Origin of the sequence: Asticcacaulis sp. AC460 (genome assembly GCF_000495795.1) — a bacterium.
Lineage (GTDB): Bacteria > Pseudomonadota > Alphaproteobacteria > Caulobacterales > Caulobacteraceae > Asticcacaulis.
The window spans coordinates 17,823-36,437 of the sequence record NZ_AWGD01000014.1 but is presented as its reverse complement, the minus strand read 5'-3'; the positions used below and the strand labels follow the sequence as shown (position 1 = coordinate 36,437).

The following is an 18,615-nucleotide window of genomic DNA, read 5'->3' as shown; positions in this document are numbered from 1 at the left end:
CTTCGTAGGGAGGAGGGAGCTTGTGATACTTTCCGAGGTTATCCTGAAAGGTCCTAAACCTCGTCTTTGCGCGACAGCAGGATGCAGATCAGGGTGATCACCGCCGAGGCCAGCAGGTAGTAGCCGACAAAGGCCAGGCCGTGGTTGGCCTGAAGCCAGGTCGCTGCGTAGGGCGCCAGGGATGCACCGAAAATGCCCGCCAGGTTGAAGGTCAACGACGATCCCGTGTAACGCACCGCCGCCGGGAAGGGCGCTGCCAAAGCCGCGCCGATCAGGCCGTAGGTCATGCCGATCAGCACCATCGAACCCATGGCATAGGCAAAGATGCCGCTGTCACCCGCGCCCATCAGCACCGGTAGCAGGAAAGAAAACAGGCCGATGGCGATGGTGACGCCGATCAGGGTTTCGCGCCTGCCGAATTTCTGGGCTAGCAGGGCCGTCATCGGAATAAAAAGGCCGAAGACCACCGCGCCTATGACCTGAATCTGAAGCGCGTCCAGGAAGGCCATGTGGCGGACCTTGACGTTGTAGGACAGCAGCCAGGCCGAGCCGAGATAGAAGACGACAAAGGTCGCCAGGCCGACAAAGGTGCCCAGCAGCAGGCTGCGTTTGTGACGGCGAAACAGTTCGACCACCGGCACCGACACGCGTTCATGGCGGTCGATGGCGCCCTGGAATTCCGGCGTTTCGGTGATCGACAGCCGTACCCACAGCCCGACGGCGATCAGCAGGATCGAGGCAATGAACGGAATGCGCCAGCCCCACGACCGCAGGGCTTCCTGGGACATGAAATGCAGCAGCACCCAGAAGGCGCCCGACGACAGAAACAGGCCGGCCGGCGCGCCCAGTTGCGGGAACATGCCGTACCACGACCGCTTGCCCGGCGGGGCGTTTTCGGTGGCCAGCAGAACGGCGCCGCCCCATTCTCCGCCCAGGCCGAAGCCCTGGCCGAAACGGCATATGGCCAGCAGCAGCGGCGCCCACACGCCCACCTGGGCATAGGCTGGCAGCAGGCCGATGATCACCGTCGACACGCCCATGGTCAGCAGCGCGGCAACCAGAGTGGCTTTACGGCCGATGCGGTCGCCGAAATGTCCGAAGACCAGCGCGCCGACCGGACGGGCAAAGAAGGCGATCGAAAAGGTGGCGAAGGACTGCAGCAGAGCCGAAGTCGGATCCGCGCTGGGGAAGAACAGGGCCGGGAAGACCAGGACCGCGGCTGTGGCATAGACGTAGAAATCGAAAAATTCGATCGTCGTGCCGATCAGGCTGGCGAACAGCACCTTGGCCGGTGAATTGAGCGGTTTGGCGGTATCGGTCATGACGTGAGCCCCTTTGGTTCTGCGGGATTAGCGCAATTTGACGGGAGGGGGAAGGGTGCCGGACGTCACCCCTTCGGATGCGCCGCGGCATAGGCGCTGAGCAGGCGTTCGGCGTCGACCTGGGTGTATTTCTGGGTGGTCGACAGGCTGGCATGGCCCAGCAGTTCCTGGATTGAGCGCAGGTCCGCGCCCGATCCCAGCAAGTGGGTCGCAAACGAGTGGCGCAAAGCATGCGGCGTCGCGCGGTCCGACAGGCCCAGGCGTGAACGCAGGTGCTGCATCGAGGCCTGGACATGGCGCGGCGACAACTCTCCGCCGCGTTTGGCACGGAACAGCTTGGCGGTCGCATCGAGCACAAAGGGTTGTTGCGCCTTGTAGCGTTCGATGGCGTCGCGCACCCCCTCCAGAACCGGCAGGATGCGCATCTTGTTGCCCTTACCCACAATGCGCAGGCTGTCGCTTAACGGCGTGTCGGCCACCGTCAGGGACAGGGCCTCGGAAATCCGCAGGCCCAGGCCATAGAGCAGCATATAGACGGCTTCGTCGCGACTGTTTTCCCAGTCTTCGCGGTCGCTGTTCATCTGGGTTTCGGCCAGAAGCCCGATCGCCTGGTCCTCATTGAGCGGGCGGGGCAGGGTGGCTTTCAGACGCGGGCCGCGCATCAGCCCGACCTGGACATTGCCGCGGTCGAGATGCAGGTCGAGATAGGCGTGGAAGGATTTGATCGCCGACAGATGCTGGGCCAGGGATCGCGCCGACAGCGGCTTTTCCTTGCCGCGCAGATACGCCATCCAGCCGCGCAGATCGCCCGAGGTCACGCGTGCGACATCATCCAGCGAGGCGTCGCCCCACTGCCGGTGCAAATAGTCGGCATATCCACGGAAGGCGTAGCCATAGGCGGCCAGGGTATGCGGAGAACAGCGCTTCTGGCCATGGAGCCAGCCGAACCACGCTGTCCGCGCATCATCGAGAGTCATAGCGGCTCCTGGTCATGTATCGCGCCTAAGACCGCCGGGTGGTCTCCCTCCCCTCTCCTTGCGGATCAGGGAGGCGTGGTGAGAGGGCTTCACCTCCAAAAACCTTGGGGGGCTTTGGGAAGGGAGACCTCAAAGGCGAACACATGTCCGTTGAGGATTATATAATAGGTCTTTGCGGCATTTTAAGGCCAAAAAGTTACCCCTTTGTTCACTATCTCGGTGATGCCGCCGTGAACGAAATTGTTCTACGAAGATTTTCGTTGTCAATCTACGAAGAATATCGTACATAGGCCGCCAAAGCCATTACGGGGATGCGCATGTCGGTCGGCAGATGTGGAATCATGGTCCTGGCGCTTTGGATGGTAGCACTTCAGGGCCACGCTCTGGGCACCTGTCCGGCGGCGGTATCGGGAGACTTCGCACCCCAGGGGATCGATAGCTCGACGATCAGCCAAACGATCCGGCCCGGCGACGACTTTTTCGGCTACATGAACCAGGGCTGGATCGACCGAACCCCGATCCCGCAGGGTTACTGGGACTATGGCCAGACGAGCGTCCTGGCCGGCACGGTCGATGGCCAGATCAAAAGCCTGATCGCCGAAAGTGTCGCGGCGCCGAAAGACGCAACCGCGCGGCAGGTCGGTGACGCCTATGCCAGTTTCCTCGACACCGGCCGGATCGAGCAGCACGGCATGGACCTGATCCGGCACGACCTGGCCGGCATTCTGAACACGGCGACGCGCGACGATATCGCCACCTGGATGGCCAATCCGACCTCCAGCTCGCTGTTCGCCATCAACCTGTTTCGCGCCGAAGGCCGGTGGTTGGTCCATCTCGACCAGCAGAACCTGAGCCAGCCGATGCTGGGCCTGTGGCCGGATGCCTACAAGAACGGCGATGAGACGGCGCGCTACCAGGCCTATATCGCCGACCTGTTCGCGAAGGCCGGCGTTGACCGGCCGCAGGACCGGGCGGCCCAGGTGGTGGCGCTGGAAATCCGGATCGCCGCCAACCAGTGGGATTTCGACCGTCTGCGCGACCGCAAGGCCAATTACCATCCGATGACGGTCGAGGAACTGACCCACTATGCGCCCGGCTTCCCGTGGCGGACCTTCCTGAGAACGCGCGGGGTAGGTGAGGTGACGGACATCGTCCTGGGCACTGACACGGCGGTCCAGGTTCAGGCCGGGCTGTTCGCCGAGACACCTATCGACGACTGGCGGTCCTATCTGGCCTTTCACTGGCTGCAGAACCAGATCGAGGTCCTGCCCGAGGCGCTGCGTCAAGCCAATTGGGGTTTCTACAGTCCCGGGCGCTCCGCGCCGGCGCGTGAAGATGTGGCGCTGGGATTGATCAACCGCTCGCTGGGGCCACAGGTCGGGCGCCTCTACGCCGATCGCTATGTCCGTGACGAGACGCGGACCGGGGCGGAGGTGCTGGTCACTTATCTGCGCCGCGCCTTCGAAGAGCGGCTGGCGCAAAATACCTGGATGGACGACGCCACCCGCGCCGAGGCCCAGGCCAAGCTGGCCAACTTCACCTTCAAGGTCGGTTCTCCGAAAATCTGGCGCGACTATTCAGGTTTGCAGATCCGGCGTGACGATCCTGTCGGTAATCTGCGCCGTATCCATCAGGCGGACTGGGACTACCAGCGCCGTCGGCTGGAGCCCGGTTTCCAGGACGAGCCGTGGTACCAGACGCCCCAGACGGTCGATGCCAGCTACAGTGTGCTGATGAACGCGATCGAACTGCCGGGCGCCTTCCTGCAACCGCCGTATTTCGACGCGAAGGCCGATCCGGCTGTCAATTTCGGCGGCATCGGCGCGATTATCGGCCATGAGATGGGCCACGGCTTCAACGACCAGGGCGTTATCTATGACAGCCGCGGGCGCCTGCAGAACTGGCAGTCGGAAAGCTCGGCCAAGGCCTTCCAAGCACGTACCGAAGCCTTGGTCGCCCAGTACGACGCCTTCAGCCCTTATGATGGCCTCCATGTCAACGGCCGCCGGACGCTGAGTGAGAACATTGCCGACCTGTCCGGCGTGTCCCTGGCTTACCGGGCCTATCACATGTACCTGGCGGATCATCCGTGCCCGGAAGGTATTGCCAGCGACGGACTGACGGGGGACCAGCGCTTCTTTCTGTCGTGGGCTCAGGTGTGGCGGTATCAGGCGCCGGAAAGCGCCGTGCGCCATGTCATCACCTACAGCGACCATGCCCCGACCGTGTATCGGGTCAACGGCGTCGTGCAGAATCTGGATGCCTGGTATGAGGCTTTCGGTGTGAAGCCGGGCGACAAGCTGTATGTGGCGCCGGAAAAGCGGGTCCGGATCTGGTAGCTACGGTAGAACCGGCCAGCGTTCGGCCACGCGCTCGACCACACGCGAGACAAAAGCCACCAGTTCGGCGCCCATGTCCGGCGAGAAGCCGTCGAAATCCGACGATCCGAACGCCACCAGGCCCGGACGGCCTTCGCGCCACAGGGCAATGCGCAGCACCGCCGCCGACTTGATGCGCTTGGTGTCGTCGTCGAACAGCACGCGGCAGACCGCATCCGGCCCCAACAGGCTCAGGCCCGTTTCGCCGATGATGTAGTCGACACCGCCGTAATCCAGCGTCTTCCAGCCCAGCGGTACCGGCGCCGTGTCTTCCAGGGCAATGCTGGCCGCGATCAGGCCGAAGCGGTTGCGCGATTCCTCGTTCAGCCGGCGCGCCAGGTCGGCGTGGTTGCGCGCTTCCATCAGCGACAGGGCCAGGCCATGGGTCTGGTTCTGGGCGTCGAAATTGGCCTTGGCGGTCATTTCGAGCTGGCGGCGGACGTCGAAATCCTTCAGCGCCCGGGCTTCCAGCCGCGACAGGGCGGCGGGGCCGAAGTCGATCAGGTGGCGCGACTTGAGCTGCAGGCCCAGGGCATCCAGCAGGGCGGGATCACGCGCGATCTGGTCGGCATGCTTAACAAGATGGCGGCGCAAGGCCTGCCAGTTGTCGAGGTCGGGCGAGGTTAATCCGCTGTCGGTGGTCATGGTGCGCACCTTAAGGCCAGATCGCCACTCTGTGAAGCGCATTTCCCCCTCTGTTTGTGACAAACCCGGCGATTTCGTGTTAGGGGATTGTGGATGACTCGCGTTAACGAAAACCTGGCCGATTCCCGAGACTTATTAACTTTAACGGCTAAGGTTGTTGTGCTGGCGCCGGTGCCGGAGGCGCTCGACTATGCCGTCCCGGAGGGCATGGAGCTCGCCATGGGCGACCATGTCGTGGTGCCCCTGGGTCACGCCAAGGTGCGCGGCCTGGTCATCGGGCTGATGCGCGAAGCCGTCGATTTCCCGCTCAAACCGATCCTGTCGAAACCCGACGACCCACCGGTGCCGGAAAATGCCCTGCAATTCTGGCTATGGGCGGCCAACTGGACCGTCACCCCGCCCGGCGCATTTCTCAATGGCTGCTTGCGTGCCCTGAAGGTGGCGCGCGCCCAGGTCCGGATGGGCTACGTCCGTTCCGGGGTCGAGCCGGCGCGGATGACCAAGGCGCGCGAGCGGGTGATCGAAACCGCCGTCCTGCCCATGGGGCTGGGCGAGCTGGCCCTGGCCGCCGGGGTGTCGGAGGGGGTGGTGACGGGTCTGGCCAAGGAAGGCGTGCTCGAAAAGGTCGCCCTGCCGGTTGATGACCGCATCCCCCAGCCTGATCCGGACTTCGCGCCGGCGCGGCTGAACCCGTCGCAGTCGGCGGCGCATCAGCTCTTGCAGATGGAGCAGGTCAAGGGGTTTGCGCCGGTGCTGCTGGACGGGGTGACGGGTTCGGGCAAGACCGAGGTCTACCTCGAAAGCGTCGCCGATGTGCTGCGCGCCGATCCGACAGCCCAGGTGCTGGTCCTGCTGCCGGAAATCGCCTTGACCCAGGCGGTGATGGGGCGGCTGAAGGCGCGCTTCGGCGTCGAGGTGGCGCAGTGGCATGCCAATATCGGCAACACCTCGCGCCGGCGGATCTGGGAAGGCGTGGCGACGGGCAAGGTGCGGCTGGTGGTCGGGGCGCGTTCGGCCCTGTTCCTGCCGTATCAAAGGCTGGGCCTGATCGTCATCGATGAGGAGCATGACAGCTCGTACAAGCAGGAGGAGGGGGTGCGCTACCACGCCCGCGACCTGGCAGTGTTCCGTGCACGGATGGATGGCGCCATGGTGGTCATGGCCTCGGCGACACCCTCGCTGGAGACCCTGACCAATGCCGAAAAGGGCCGCTATACCTGGATCCGGCTGGAACAGCGCCACGGCGCAGCCGTCATGCCGGATATCGAGCTGATCGACATGAAGGTTCATGCCCCGGACAAGGGGGCCAAAAACGAACAAAGGTGGCTGTCCGATACGCTGGTGGCGGAGGTCTGGGAGACCCTGAAACGGCGCGAACAGGTGTTGCTGTTTCTGAACCGGCGGGGCTATGCGCCCCTGGTGCTGTGCAAGGCCTGCGGCGAGAAGATGTCGGCGCCCAATACCGATTCGTGGCTGGTCGAGCATCGGTCGTCGGGGCGGCTGGTTTGTCACCTGACCGGGTTTTCGATGCGCAAACCCAAGATCTGCCCGCATTGTAAGGCCGTTGACAGCCTGGTCTCGGTCGGGCCGGGCGTGGAGCGCATCCTGGAGGAGGTGCAGTCGCGCTTCCCCGACGCCCGGGCGGAGGTGTTTTCGTCGGATACGGTGCCGGACGCGGCGTCTTCGGCGGCGCTGATCCGGCGGATCGAAGACCATGACATCGACATCGTCATCGCTACCCAGGCGGCCGCGAAGGGGCACAACTTCCCCAACCTGACCCTGGTCGGGATTGTCGACGCCGACCTGGGCCTGAAGGGGGGCGACCTGCGCGCGGCCGAGCGGACCTTCCAGCTGCTGCAGCAGGCGACCGGCCGGGCGGGACGCAGCGTCAAGCCGGGCAAGGCTCTGTTGCAGACCTACAGTCCGGAACATCCGGTGATGCAGGCCCTGGCGCACCAGGACCGCGAGGCCTTCTACGCCTATGAGAGCATGGCGCGCGAAGCCGCCGGGTTTCCGCCCCATGGCCGTCTGGCGGCGCTGATCCTGCAGGCCAAGGATCCCAAGTTGCTGGACCGGTTTTCGCGCGAGTTGGCGCTGTTCATTCCGAACACGGAGGGTATCGATGTCTATGGCCCGGCGGATGCACCTTTGGCGCTGGTACGCGGCCAGTGGCGCAAGCGCTTCCTGGTGCGGGCGGACCGCAACCGCGATATCCAGGCCTTCGTCAATCACTGGCTGGCGGCGATCAAACGTCCCAATGCCATACGGCTGATCGTCGATATCGAGCCCTACAGCTTCCTGTGACCCTTACCAGACGATGTGCGCCAGGACGTCGGCCGTGACGGCGTTGTTCACGGTGATGGTATGGCCGGTCGCCAGGGTGATCACCACATTCGCGCCGTTCTGGGCGACGAGGCCGCTGTTGGAAACGCCAGCGGTATAGGCGTTGATGTTGATGCTGTCGTTCTGGGCCGCGCTGAAGTCGGTGATAGTGTCCTTGCCGCAGCCGGTTTCGAACAGGAAGATGTCCGCGCCCAGTCCGCCGGAGAGCAGGTCGGCGCCGCCCTTGCCGTTGATGGTATTGTCGCCGTCATTGCCGTTCAGCGTGTTGGCCACGCTGTTGCCGGTGGCGGTGAGGTTCGCTGAGCCGGTCAGGGTCAGGGTCTCGGCAAACCGGCCGTTGAGGGAGTAGCTGACCGTCGAGATGATGACGTCCGTGCCTTCGCCGCCGGCTTCCACGACATTGTCCGTGGCGTTCTGAATATAGTAGGAATCGTTACCCAGGCCGCCGGTAAGGACATTGACGCCGCTATTGCCAGTGAGGATGTTGTTCAGGCCGTTGCCATTGCCATTGATGGCCGCCGAACCCGTCAGGGTCAGGTTTTCGACCTCGCTGCCCAGGGTGTAGGTGATATCGGTTTCGACCTGGTCGGTGCCTTCGCCGGTCAGTTCGATGACGGTGTCGCCGGCTTGGACGACATAGGTGTCGTTGCCCAGGCCGCCGGTCAGGACATTGCTGGCGCTGTTGCCGGTGAGGCGGTTGTCCAGGCCGTTGCCGGTGCCGTCGATGGCGGCCGTGCCGGTGAGGGTCAGGTGTTCGACATGGTCGCCCAAAACCCAGGTGATGTCCGATTCGACCGTATCGATACCCTCCGAAGCGTTTTCGACCACCGTATCCGACAGGCCGACGACATAGGTATCGTCGCCCAGGCCGCCGGACAGGGTATTGGCGGCGCTGTTGCCGATGAGGCGATTGTTCAGGCTGTTGCCGGTGCCGTCTATGGCGTTCGCACCTGTCAGGACCAGGATCTCGATATTGGCGCCCAGGGTCCAGGTGAGGCCGGACTGCACCGTGTCGGTGCCGGCCGCGGCGCTTTCCACGACGGTGTCGCCGGCGCCGATGATGTAGGTATCGTCCCCCGCGCCGCCGGCCAGGCTGTTGGCGGCGCTGTTGCCGGTGAGGACATTGTTCAGGCTGTTGCCGGTGGCGTTGGCCGCGCTGGTCCCCGTCAGGGTCAGGTTTTCAATGTTGGCGCCCAAAGTGAAATTGCAGGTGGACAGGACGAGGTCGGTGCCTTCATCGGCGTTTTCATAGGCCTGGTCGCTGACGATGTTGACGATGAAGGTGTCGTTGCCGGCTCCGCCGCTCATCGTATCGATGCCGGCGCCGCCGTCCAGAACATTGTCGCCGGCATTGCCGTTGAGCGTATTGGCCTGGCCGTTGCCGGTGGCGTTGATCGCGTCCGTCCCTGTCAGGGTGAGGGTTTCGACATAGCGGCCGGTCAGGTTGTAGGTGACTGAGGACTCGATCAGGTCGGTGCCCTGGCCGTTGGCTTCGACGACATTGTCGCCGGTGTTCTGGACGACATAGGTGTCGTTGCCAAGGCCTCCGGTCAGGGTGTTGCTGGCGCTGTTGCCGGTGAGGCGGTTGTCCAGCCCGTTGCCGGTGGCGTTGATCGCGGCCGTCCCGCTCAGGGTCAGGTTTTCGATATTGGCGCCCAGGCTGTAGCTGAAATCCGCCTCGACCTGGTCCGTGCCTTCGCCGGACAGTTCGATGAACGTGTCACCGGCCTGGGCGACGTAGGTGTCGTTGCCCAGACCGCCGCTTAGGGTATTGGCGGCGATGTTGCCGGTGAGGCGGTTGTCCATTTCGTTGCCGCTGCCATCGATGGCGGCCGTCCCGGTCAGGACCAGGTTTTCAACGTTGGCTTCCAGTGTCCAGGTGAGGCTGGATTCGACGGCGTCGGTGCCTTCCGAGGCGGCTTCGGTTACGATGTCGGACAGGCCGACCACATAGGTGTCGTCGCCCAGGCCGCCGGACAGGATATTGGCGGCGCTGTTACCGGTAAGGCTGTTGTTCAGGGTGTTGCCCGTGCCGTTGACGGCGTTCGCACCTGTCAGGACCAGGTTTTCGACGTTGGCGGCCAGGGACCAGGTGATGTCGGACTGGACCGTATCGGTGCCGTTACCGGTGCTTTCGACGACGATGTCGCCGGCGCCGACGATGTAGGTATCGTCGCCCGCGCCGCCGGACAGGTTGTTGGTGGCGCTGTTGCCGGTGAGGACATTGTTCAGGCTGTTGCCGGTGGCGTTGACGGCGTTCGCGCCGGTCAAGGTCAGGTTTTCGAGATTGGCGCCCAGGGTCAGGCTGCAGGCCGACTGGACGAGGTCGGTGCCTTCGCCGGCGTATTCCAGCACCTGGTCGGAGGCGATGCTGACGACATAGGTGTCGTTGCCCAGGCCGCCCTTCATGGTGTCGATACCGGCGCCGCCATCGAGGAGATTGTCGCCAACATTGCCGTTCAGGGCATTGGCCACGCCATTGCCGGTGGCGTTGATGTTGTCGCTGCCGGTCAGGGTCAGGGTTTCGACATAGCGGCCGGTCAGGTTGTAACTGACGCTGGATTCGATCAGGTCGGTACCTTCGCCATTGGCCTCAACGACGTTGTCGCCGACGGTCTGGACGATATAGGTGTCGTTGCCCAGGCCGCCGGTCAGGGTGTTGACGCCGCTATTGCCGGTTAGCCGGTTGTTGAGGCTGTTGCCGGTGGCGTTGATGGCGGCTGACCCTGTCAGGATCAGGTTCTCGACGTGGTTGCCCAGGGTGAAGGTCACCGAGGATTCGACCAGGTCCGTGCCCTGGCCGGAAAATTCGGTGACGGTGTCGCCGGTGGTCTGGACGACATAGGTGTCGTTGCCCCAACTGCCGGTCAGGGCATTGATGCCGCTGTTGCCGGTCAGGCGGTTGTCCAGGCCATTGCCGGTACCATGGATGGCGGCCGATCCGGTGAGGACCAGGTTTTCGAGATAGTCGCCCAGGGTATAGCCGAAATCGGCCTCGACCTGGTCGGTGCCTTCGGCGGCGTTTTCCACCAGTGTGTCGCCGCCGTCGATGATATAGGTATCGTCGCCGGCGCCGCCCTTCAGGGTATCGTTGCCTGCGCCGCCGCTTAAGCTGTTATTGCCCGTGTTGCCGGTGATGACATTGTTCAGCCCGTTGCCGCCGCCGTTGAGGTTGTCGGTGCCGGTAAGGGTCAGATTTTCCAGTTCGTACCACGACAGGGTGGCCAGCGAATAACTGATGCCGGCTTCGACCAGGTCGATGCCTTCGCCGGCGGATTCGGACAGGTGGTCGTCGGTGTTGTCCAGCACATAGGTATCGTTGCCGAGGCCGCCGGCCAGGATGTCGGCGCCGCCCTTGCCGTCCAGCCGGTTGTCGCCGTCATTGCCGACGATGAAATTGTAGATATCGGTGCCGGTACCGTCGATATTCGCGGTCCCGGTCAGGGTCAGGTTCTCGACATAGCCGCTAAGGCTCCAGCTCACCGAGGCGTAGACCGTGTCCCAGCCGCCGTCATCGCCGGTGCCGGAGGCAGATTCGGATACGATGTCGGCGACGCTGTCGACGATATAGCGGTCGTTGCCGCCGCCGCCGTACAGCACGTCTTCGCCGGCGCCTCCTGAGACCGTATTGGCTTCGCTGTTGCCGTAGATGGTGTCGTTGCCGCCGCCGCCGTCGATGGTTGTGATCCCCATCAGGGTCACGGCGGACAGATCCATCAGGCCGGCATTGTCGCCCCCCAGGATGGAGACGCCGGAAAAGTCGCCGGAACTGATGGTTTCAACGCCGGTCACCCTGTCGAGCGTCAGGATGGCTTTGTTGGCCGTGGCGATGACGATATCGTTTCCGGCGCCACCGTCGATCGAGTCGCCTCCGCCCGCCACGCTGTCGCCGTAGCGGAAGGCATCGTCGCCGTTGCCGCCGGAGAGGGAGTCGTTGCCGGCTTCGCCCAGCAGGACGTCCGCCGCGGCGGAACCCACGATGGTGTCGTTTCCGGAACCGCCCCGGATGCTTTGGATATCGACCAGGCTGACGATGCTGAAGTCCAGCAGTTCGTCTCCGGCTGAGGCGACGACGGTGATATTGGCGAAGCCTGCGCCGGATATTTCCTCCACGCCGTTCAATGCTTTGATGTCGATCGTCGTATTGGCGGCCAGGGCCAGGGCGATGTCGTAGCCGTCACCACCCGTCAGACTGTCGGCACCGGAGTTCGTACCGGTATATTCGAAGCGGTCGTCGCCGTGATCGCCGGACAGGTCGTCTTCACCCGTGCCGCCGCGGATCGTATCCGCTCCGGTGCCGCCGGTGATCGTGTCGTTGCCGCCGCCGCCATCGTAGCGGTCGTCGTCGTTGGCGCCCTTGACGGAGTCGTTGCCGTCACCGGCATTGATGGCGGTGATACCGAACAGCATCACATTGCTGAAGTCCCAGCTTTCCGCCGCTGCGGTCCCGCCGATCGTGGTACCGGTCCAGCCCAGGGAATAGATGCCCTCGATACCGGCCAGGGTGGTGATGCCGATGACCTGGTTGTCGGCATTGGCCAGGATGGTGTCGATGCCGTCGCCGCCATCATAGGCGTCGTAGCTGGTGACTCCGGCGGCGACGATGAAGGTGTCATAGCCGGCGCCGCCGAACAGTGTGTCGTTGCCGAGACCGCCGGTGATGGTGTCGTCCTGAGCGCTGCCGGTGAGCACATCGTTTCCGGCCAGGCCATCGAGGGTCCATGCGGTGTCGCCGGACGCGGTGAAGCTGTCGTTCTCGACCGTGCCGGTCCAGGCCTGAGGCGCGTCGGCGTCGAAAAGCGCATGCTTCATCGGTCGAAATCCTGTCGGGTGCAGGAGGCGAATCTCCCGGCGGGTGAGGCTTTCAAGGCTAGAAGACAGGTCCTAACAGCGCATTAACCACAAATTCTGCGGTCGTCCGCTTACCGTGCGCATGGCGTTTTTATCGCGAAACGGGTAACGCTTGGCTCATGACGGATGTGATCATTATCGGGGCCGGCCTGTCCGGTCTCAGCGCCGCCCTGGCGCTCAAGGCGCGCGGGCTGAGCTATACGATTGTGGAGGCCAGCGGCGATATCGGCGGCCGGGCGCTGACCCGGCGGTTGCCTTCGGGTGTGCCGGCCGATCTGGGGCCGCACTGGCTGCATGGCGAAAACAGTGAGCTGGGCGAAGTCGTGCGCGGGTTCGGTTTGCCCGGTCACCGCGACCTGGGCGAGTCCACGCGCGCCTATGAGCATGGACATTTGGTCGATCGTCTCGACGACTGGCCGGACGGCGTGGTCGATCCGGGCAAGGCGGAAGCGATCCTGAAGGGTGATCTGCCCGATATGGCGGTGTCAGAACTGGGCAAGGATGACGCCGGCCGGCAGAGGTTGCGTCTTTTCGGTCAGGGCTGGAACGGGCTTGAGCCGCCGGCCGAACCTTCGGCGTGGGAATTCCTGACCGATGAGAACGAGCCGGGCGGCTTGCAGCTGGATGGCGGGTTGGCGGCGTTGACCGCGCGCCTGGCCGATGAGGTCGGGCGGGAAAACATCCGGCTGGACACGCCGGTCACGCAGGTGCGGGCGGTCGACGGTGGGGTCGAGGTCGATGGTATGGCGGCCGGCCGGGCGATTGTGACGGTCGGGCTGGGGGTCTTGAACGCCGGGCGGATCGGCTTTGACCCGGAGGTTCAGGCGGCAATTGCGGCGGCAACACAAGGGTTGGTGGTCAGCCGGATGAACAAGATCATCCTGGAGCTGGATCCGGGTATGCTGGCGGAGCGCCAGGTGCCGGAGGATCTGGGGGTGATGGTGATTGGCGACCGCGCCCACTATGTCCATGTCCGTGGTGGTGGTTTGCCCCTGCTGACCCTGTTCGCGACGGGGGAGGCGGCGGCCGCGGTCGAGGGTTTGTCGCATGTCGAGGCGCTGCATTATGTCGCGGACGTGGTGAAGCCAGTGCCGGAACTGCACGATTTGAAAAAGTATGTGGTGTCCGAGCCGATCGTGACGCGGTGGCTGGCCAATCCGTGGACGCAGGGCGCCTATTCGGCCTTGATGCCAGGCTATCGCAGGTCGGCGCCGTGGTGGACGGGCCGGGTGGGGATTTGCGGCGACAGTTTCGACGATCGCTTCCCGGCGTCGCTGGCCGGTGCGTTCCGGTCCGGAAAGCGGTTGATCGACGCACTGCCTTGAGTTATCGAGGGTCCATCAAGTTTAGGGATGTGAGTCATGACGCGCGTAGTCACGGTTTTCGGCGGTTCGGGCTTTTTGGGCAAGCAGGTGGTGCGTTTGCTGGCGCGGGCGAACTGGCGGGTGCGCGTGGCGGTCCGTCATCTGGCCACGGCCTATGACGTCAAGCCTTTGGGCGATGTCGGCCAGATCCAGGTGGTGCGCTGCGATGTCCGCCGCGATTCCGAGATCGAAGCGGCCCTGAAGGGCGCCGATGCCTGTGTGAACCTGGTCGGTATCCTTTACGAGACGCTGGGCGAGAAGTTCGACGCGGTCCATCGCCAGGCTTCGACGAAGATGGCTGAGGTGTGCGCCGCCCGGGGAATCAAGGACTTCGTGCAGATTTCGGCCCTGGGCGCCGATTCGAAGGCGTCTTCGGATTATCAGTCGAGCAAGGGCTGGGCCGAAGAGGGTGTGCGCAAGGCGGTGCCGACGGCGGTGATCGTGCGGCCGGGCGTGATGTTCGGTCAGGGCGACAGCTTCTTCACGATGCTGGCCGGTCAATTGAAGCTGTTTCCGGTGATGCCGGCCTTTGGTGGTGCGGAAAATAAGTTCCAGCCGGTCTATGTCGGTGATGTGGCCGAGGCTGTGGCCAAGACCCTGGGGCATGCCGGGTCGTACGGCAAGGTCTACGAACTGGGCGGGCCGGAAGTGTTCGCCTTCAAGGACCTGATCGCCTATGTCGGCCAGGAAATCATGCAGCCGCGACCGCAGGTGTGGGCGCCGTTCTTCGTGGCGCGGATGATCGGCCTGGCCGGTGATGTCCAGGCCGGCGTGCACGGCATGTTCTCGGTGGTGCCGGCGCCTTTGCTGACCACGGATCAGGTTCTGCTGCTGCAAAAAGACAATGTGGTGCCGAAGGGCGCCCTGGGTCTGAAGGACCTCGGGATTGCGGCCACGGCGGTCGAGTCGATCGTGCCGACCTATTTGTGGCGGTTCCGGAAGAATGGGCAGTTTGCGGTGGCCGCCTGAGTTACGGGGTTTGGGGCCTGCGGCCCCAAGTCTTTTCTTAAAAATCTTTCTGCTTATCGGCCCCTAAGGGGGCCATAAAGCAGAAAGATATTCAGGAAGACTGGGGTCGCGGACCCCAGACCCCATAAATCAGAAGCCCATCTGCAACAGCACCAGTCCCACGACCCCAACGCAGACGCGCCAGACGGCAAACACGCCATAACCATGCCGGCTGACATAGGCCAGCAGCGCCTTGACCACCAGCACAGCCGTCACAAACGCTGCCGTAAAGCCGACAACAATCAGCCAGATATCGCTGAAATCCATCTGCTTGTAGGTTTTGAAGACATCATAGGCGAAGGCACCGGCCATGGTCGGCATGGCCAGGAAGAAGGAAAACTCCGCCGCCGCCTTCTTGTCGACCTTGCACAGCATGGCGCCGATCAGAGTCGACCCCGACCGCGACATACCCGGGATCATCGCCAGGCACTGGAACAGCCCAATGATCAGCGAGGTCTTCCAGGTCAGCACCATGGCATCGTCATGGACCGGCTTCGGCGCCCATTTGTCGACCGCCCAAAGCAAAATCCCCCCGACGATCAGGCTGATACAAATCAGCTGGGGTGACTCAAACAATACCCCCTTGATGAAGTCGTGCAGCAGTACCCCGAGCACCATGGCCGGCAGAAACGCCACCAGAACCGAAATCACGAAACCGCGCGATTTTGGCTCGGTCGGCAAGGTTACCACCACGCCCCACAGGCGCTGGAAATACAGCGTCAGCAACGCCAGAACGGCGCCCAACTGGATCAGGACTTCGAAGGTCTTACCCGTCGTCTCGAATTTCAGAAAATGCGTCAGCAGCAACAGGTGGCCGGTTGACGATACCGGCAGGAACTCCGTCAGGCCTTCGACAACGCCCAACAATACGGCAATCAGATAGTCCATAAGCGACCTCGCAGGATACGGAATCGCTCATAGACCAGAATGATGATGCGGGTCTAAAGTTTTTGAGGTTTCCCCCTTTCTGATACAAAGGGGGACCGCTAGGATGCGCGTTAAAACAAAAAACTCAGAGTGCCGATCCGATTCTTAACGAGCGAAACGCTCCAACCGCTTGTGTTTGAGGGATTACGCCGCCATCCCGGCCGCGACCATCATCGGTCGCAGTTCCGCCAGGGCATTCGGATTCTCACCCAGCATCTGACGCAGTTCCGGCATACGGAACAGCTTCATGGCCTCACCCTTGGCCTGGTCGCTGACCGGGCCCAGCGGCGCCGCCATGCCGGAGGCAAAGCCGAGCAGCAGGGTCAGTTTCTGCACCGGCCCGCCCGGCGCGCGCAGTAGGTGCGGGATCAACTGGACATCCTGGGCGATCATGCCGCCGACCTGGCCCAGCTTGAGGCAGGCCTCTTCGGTATCCTTGTCCATCAGGGTGGCGTTCTTGATCCGCCGCTGCATATGGGCCAGCAGTTGCAGGCGATGCGCCGCCGAGGTGTTGGCGTCGCGCATGTCGCGCTCGAACTTCAGCGCGCCGATGGCCGAAATCATCCACCGCGCCGCCTGGCGCTTGTTGGAGGCGCCGACCACGTTCTCACACAGCCAGATCAGCCGCTCGACTTCTTCGGCCGAGGTCTTGCCGGCCCGGGTCAGGCTTTCGACGAAATCGGTCGAGACCAGCATCTTGGAGCGCTCGATAAAGGCTTCCTTGATGTCGTCGCGCTGATGCTGTTCCTTGCCGGCGGCCGTCAGACACAGGGCCAGGGCGCGCAGGATCTCGATTTCGGCCTCGGGATTTCCGGGCTTCAGCCGCCGCGGGCCCTTCAGCTCGGCCATCAGACGTTTCTGGATGTCCTGGCTCAGGTGCGGGAAGCAATTGCTGGCCATCAGTTCGTGATAGCCGGCCAGCGAACCGGTCAGGGGCGGAATCATCTTGGCGACGCGCGGATCGATCTGGGCGATCAAATCCACTTCGTGGCCGGCCGCCATCCGCGTCATCACCGCCATGGCGTCGCCGAGGTCCGCTTCGTAGCCCAGAAGTTCATTCATCGAGGTGCGGGTGCCGAACAGCTCCGACACCGGGATTTCCAGCAGTTGCATCGCCCATTCCCGGCCGCCGAGACCCTCGTTCAGTTGCTTGCCCAGGGTCAGCAGGGCGCCCAGCTTGGCAGCGGGACCGCTGCCGGCGGCTTTCGCAATGAATTTGCAGATACCGCCGCCCAGCATATAGGCGCGTTCGCCGTGGTCGTGCAGCTTGTCGACCATGCCGAGGAAGTTGGCGGCGTCGATGTCGGGGAAGACCTTGCGCCGGCCGTCCTCGATGACCCGGGTACAGGACCGGTCGATCAGGGCGCGCCACCGCCGCATCAGGTCATGCAGATCCTGGCCGGTTTCCTGCGATTCCGGGATGGCCAGCTTTTGGACGACATGCTGCAGCTCGGTGCCCGAAGCCTCGAGCTTTTCGACCAGGTCGGGGCGATGCAACAGCTCGAACGGGGTGACGTGGTTACGCTTCAGCCAGTCTTCCAGCAGCCGGCCGACCTTTTCGCGGGCGTGGACATTGTACAGGTCCTGGGGCGAGACGCAGATGGTGTCGGTTTCGGGCGCCAGCTTGACCTTGCGCTTGGGTTCCGGCGCGCCTTTGTTGAAGATGGTGGCGCTGGAAAACTCGCCGGTGCCGGCGTCCATCATCTCCTTGTTGACCTTCACCCCGGCGGAATGGGTCATCATGTCTTCGGCGTTCTGAAGCGCCAGGGCACGGTCTTCGGTCGCCATCTGCAGCACCCATGACGAGGCCGGCGTCTTCCGGGTGAAGACTTCGTAGTGAACCTGATTACGGCCGGAACTCGACATAATGAACTCGCAAAGCGGATATTCTTTCAAAACTTACACAATAGGCATTAAGGCATCATTGAGGTCTCATCATTGCCCCAATAAGACCGAATTGCGGACGCGTTGACGCCTTGAAAAGAACGCGCCTAGAGTGTGTTGACTAGGCATATGGCCGGATGGTTTGAAATCCGGCGCAATCGCATTATGTATCGCAGGTTCCACCTGCCGAAATGGAGACGAGCTTTGGCCAGAATTACCTTGGTTGACGACGACGAGAACATTGTGACCAGCGTGTCCCTGGCGCTCGAAAGCGGCGGTCATACCATCCAGGCCTATTATGACGGGGCCGCCGGTCTCCAGGCCCTCGAAAAGGATCCGCCCGACCTCGCCATTCTGGACGTCAAGATGCCGCGCATGGACGGCATGGAAGTCCTGCGCCGCCTGCGCGCCACCTCGAACCTGCCGGTCATTATCCTGACCTCCAAGGACGACGAGATCGACGAAGTCCTGGGCTTCAACCTGGGTGCTGACGACTATATGCACAAGCCGTTCTCGCAGCGCCTGCTGCTGGAGCGCGTCAAGGCGGTCCTGCGCCGCGCCGGCATCGTCGAACAGGGCGAGGCGCCGGAAGTGACCGAGGCGCTGAACGCCAAGTCGCTGAAGCGCGGCAAGCTGGTCATGGATGCGGCGCGTCACGAATGCACCTGGGACGGCAAGCCGGTGCGGCTGACCGTCACCGAATTCCTGCTGCTGCATGCCCTTGCGCAACGTCCGGGCTTCGTGAAGAGCCGCGACAACCTGATGGACGCCGCCTATGACGATCAGGTGTATGTCGACGACCGCACCATCGACAGCCACGTCAAGCGCATGCGCAAGAAGTTCCGCGCCGTCGACAACACCTTCGATTCGATCGAGACCCTGTACGGCGTCGGCTATCGTTATCGTGAAATCTAGG

At 63.3% G+C, this 18,615-nt stretch carries 11 protein-coding genes; 5 read left to right on the top strand and 6 right to left on the bottom strand.

The features are described 5' to 3' along the window. Positions 1–53: 53 nt before the first annotated feature. Both ABAC460_RS32750 and ABAC460_RS32745 read right to left on the bottom strand, forming a co-directional pair. A complete protein-coding gene (locus ABAC460_RS32750) occupies positions 54–1,322 on the bottom strand; it encodes an MFS transporter (protein WP_023452881.1) in 1,269 nt (422 codons plus the stop codon). Positions 1,323–1,387: 65 nt separating this feature from the next. Then, complete coding sequence (locus ABAC460_RS32745) at positions 1,388–2,299, bottom strand: tyrosine recombinase XerC (RefSeq protein WP_023452880.1); 912 nt, start codon at positions 2,297–2,299, stop codon at positions 1,388–1,390. A 317-nt stretch (positions 2,300–2,616) separates the two neighbouring features. Here ABAC460_RS32745 and ABAC460_RS32740 point away from each other — a divergent pair, with 317 nt between their 5' ends. Further along, entirely contained in the window at positions 2,617–4,638 is a 2,022-nt protein-coding gene (locus tag ABAC460_RS32740) for a M13 family metallopeptidase (RefSeq protein WP_162150304.1), read from the top strand. Here ABAC460_RS32740 and ABAC460_RS32735 read toward each other — a convergent pair whose 3' ends face one another. After that, the gene (locus ABAC460_RS32735) at positions 4,639–5,322 is read right to left on the bottom strand and encodes a DUF484 family protein (RefSeq protein WP_023452878.1); all 684 of its coding nucleotides are present in this window, start codon (positions 5,320–5,322) and stop codon (positions 4,639–4,641) included. A gap of 93 nt (positions 5,323–5,415) precedes the next feature. Between ABAC460_RS32735 and ABAC460_RS32730 the strand changes: the two genes are divergently transcribed. Beyond that, a complete protein-coding gene (locus tag ABAC460_RS32730) occupies positions 5,416–7,626 on the top strand; it encodes a primosomal protein N' (RefSeq protein WP_052012733.1) in 2,211 nt (736 codons plus the stop codon). A gap of 3 nt (positions 7,627–7,629) precedes the next feature. On the opposite strand, the gene ABAC460_RS48205 is transcribed toward ABAC460_RS32730, so the two are convergent. Beyond that, a complete protein-coding gene (locus tag ABAC460_RS48205) occupies positions 7,630–12,477 on the bottom strand; it encodes a beta strand repeat-containing protein (RefSeq protein ID WP_023452876.1) in 4,848 nt (1,615 codons plus the stop codon). Between the two features lie 158 nt (positions 12,478–12,635). Between ABAC460_RS48205 and ABAC460_RS32720 the strand changes: the two genes are divergently transcribed. Next, the gene (locus ABAC460_RS32720; protein WP_023452875.1) at positions 12,636–13,841 is read left to right on the top strand and encodes a flavin monoamine oxidase family protein; all 1,206 of its coding nucleotides are present in this window, start codon (positions 12,636–12,638) and stop codon (positions 13,839–13,841) included. 36 nt (positions 13,842–13,877) lie between these two features. Then, complete coding sequence (locus ABAC460_RS32715) at positions 13,878–14,849, top strand: complex I NDUFA9 subunit family protein (protein ID WP_023452874.1); 972 nt, start codon at positions 13,878–13,880, stop codon at positions 14,847–14,849. 129 nt (positions 14,850–14,978) lie between these two features. Here ABAC460_RS32715 and ABAC460_RS32710 read toward each other — a convergent pair whose 3' ends face one another. Together ABAC460_RS32710 and ABAC460_RS32705 are read right to left on the bottom strand one after the other, a co-directional pair. Further along, positions 14,979–15,776 carry an undecaprenyl-diphosphate phosphatase gene (locus tag ABAC460_RS32710; protein ID WP_023452873.1) on the bottom strand — a complete coding sequence of 266 codons (798 nt, stop codon included), beginning with the start codon at positions 15,774–15,776 and terminating at the stop codon, positions 14,979–14,981. 183 nt (positions 15,777–15,959) lie between these two features. Next, positions 15,960–17,681 (bottom strand): hypothetical protein, encoded by a 1,722-nt coding sequence (locus tag ABAC460_RS32705; RefSeq protein WP_023452872.1) that lies wholly within the window; start codon positions 17,679–17,681, stop codon positions 15,960–15,962. Between the two features lie 222 nt (positions 17,682–17,903). Between ABAC460_RS32705 and ABAC460_RS32700 the strand changes: the two genes are divergently transcribed. Beyond that, on the top strand, positions 17,904–18,614 hold the full coding sequence (locus ABAC460_RS32700) for a response regulator transcription factor (protein ID WP_006270996.1): 711 nt from the start codon (positions 17,904–17,906) through the stop codon (positions 18,612–18,614). Position 18,615: the final 1 nt, after the last annotated feature.

Excerpts from the sequence above, each read along its gene's own strand:
- ABAC460_RS32750 (WP_023452881.1), bottom strand. The coding sequence starts at position 1,322 with ATGACCGATACCGCCAAACCGCTCAATTCACCGGCCAAGGTGCTGTTC.
- ABAC460_RS32745 (WP_023452880.1), bottom strand. The coding sequence starts at position 2,299 with ATGACTCTCGATGATGCGCGGACAGCGTGGTTCGGCTGGCTCCATGGC.
- ABAC460_RS32740 (WP_162150304.1), top strand. The coding sequence starts at position 2,617 with ATGTCGGTCGGCAGATGTGGAATCATGGTCCTGGCGCTTTGGATGGTA.
- ABAC460_RS32735 (WP_023452878.1), bottom strand. The coding sequence starts at position 5,322 with ATGACCACCGACAGCGGATTAACCTCGCCCGACCTCGACAACTGGCAG.
- ABAC460_RS32730 (WP_052012733.1), top strand. The coding sequence starts at position 5,416 with ATGACTCGCGTTAACGAAAACCTGGCCGATTCCCGAGACTTATTAACT.
- ABAC460_RS48205 (WP_023452876.1), bottom strand. The coding sequence starts at position 12,477 with ATGAAGCATGCGCTTTTCGACGCCGACGCGCCTCAGGCCTGGACCGGC.
- ABAC460_RS32720 (WP_023452875.1), top strand. The coding sequence starts at position 12,636 with ATGACGGATGTGATCATTATCGGGGCCGGCCTGTCCGGTCTCAGCGCC.
- ABAC460_RS32715 (WP_023452874.1), top strand. The coding sequence starts at position 13,878 with ATGACGCGCGTAGTCACGGTTTTCGGCGGTTCGGGCTTTTTGGGCAAG.
- ABAC460_RS32710 (WP_023452873.1), bottom strand. The coding sequence starts at position 15,776 with ATGGACTATCTGATTGCCGTATTGTTGGGCGTTGTCGAAGGCCTGACG.
- ABAC460_RS32705 (WP_023452872.1), bottom strand. The coding sequence starts at position 17,681 with ATGTCGAGTTCCGGCCGTAATCAGGTTCACTACGAAGTCTTCACCCGG.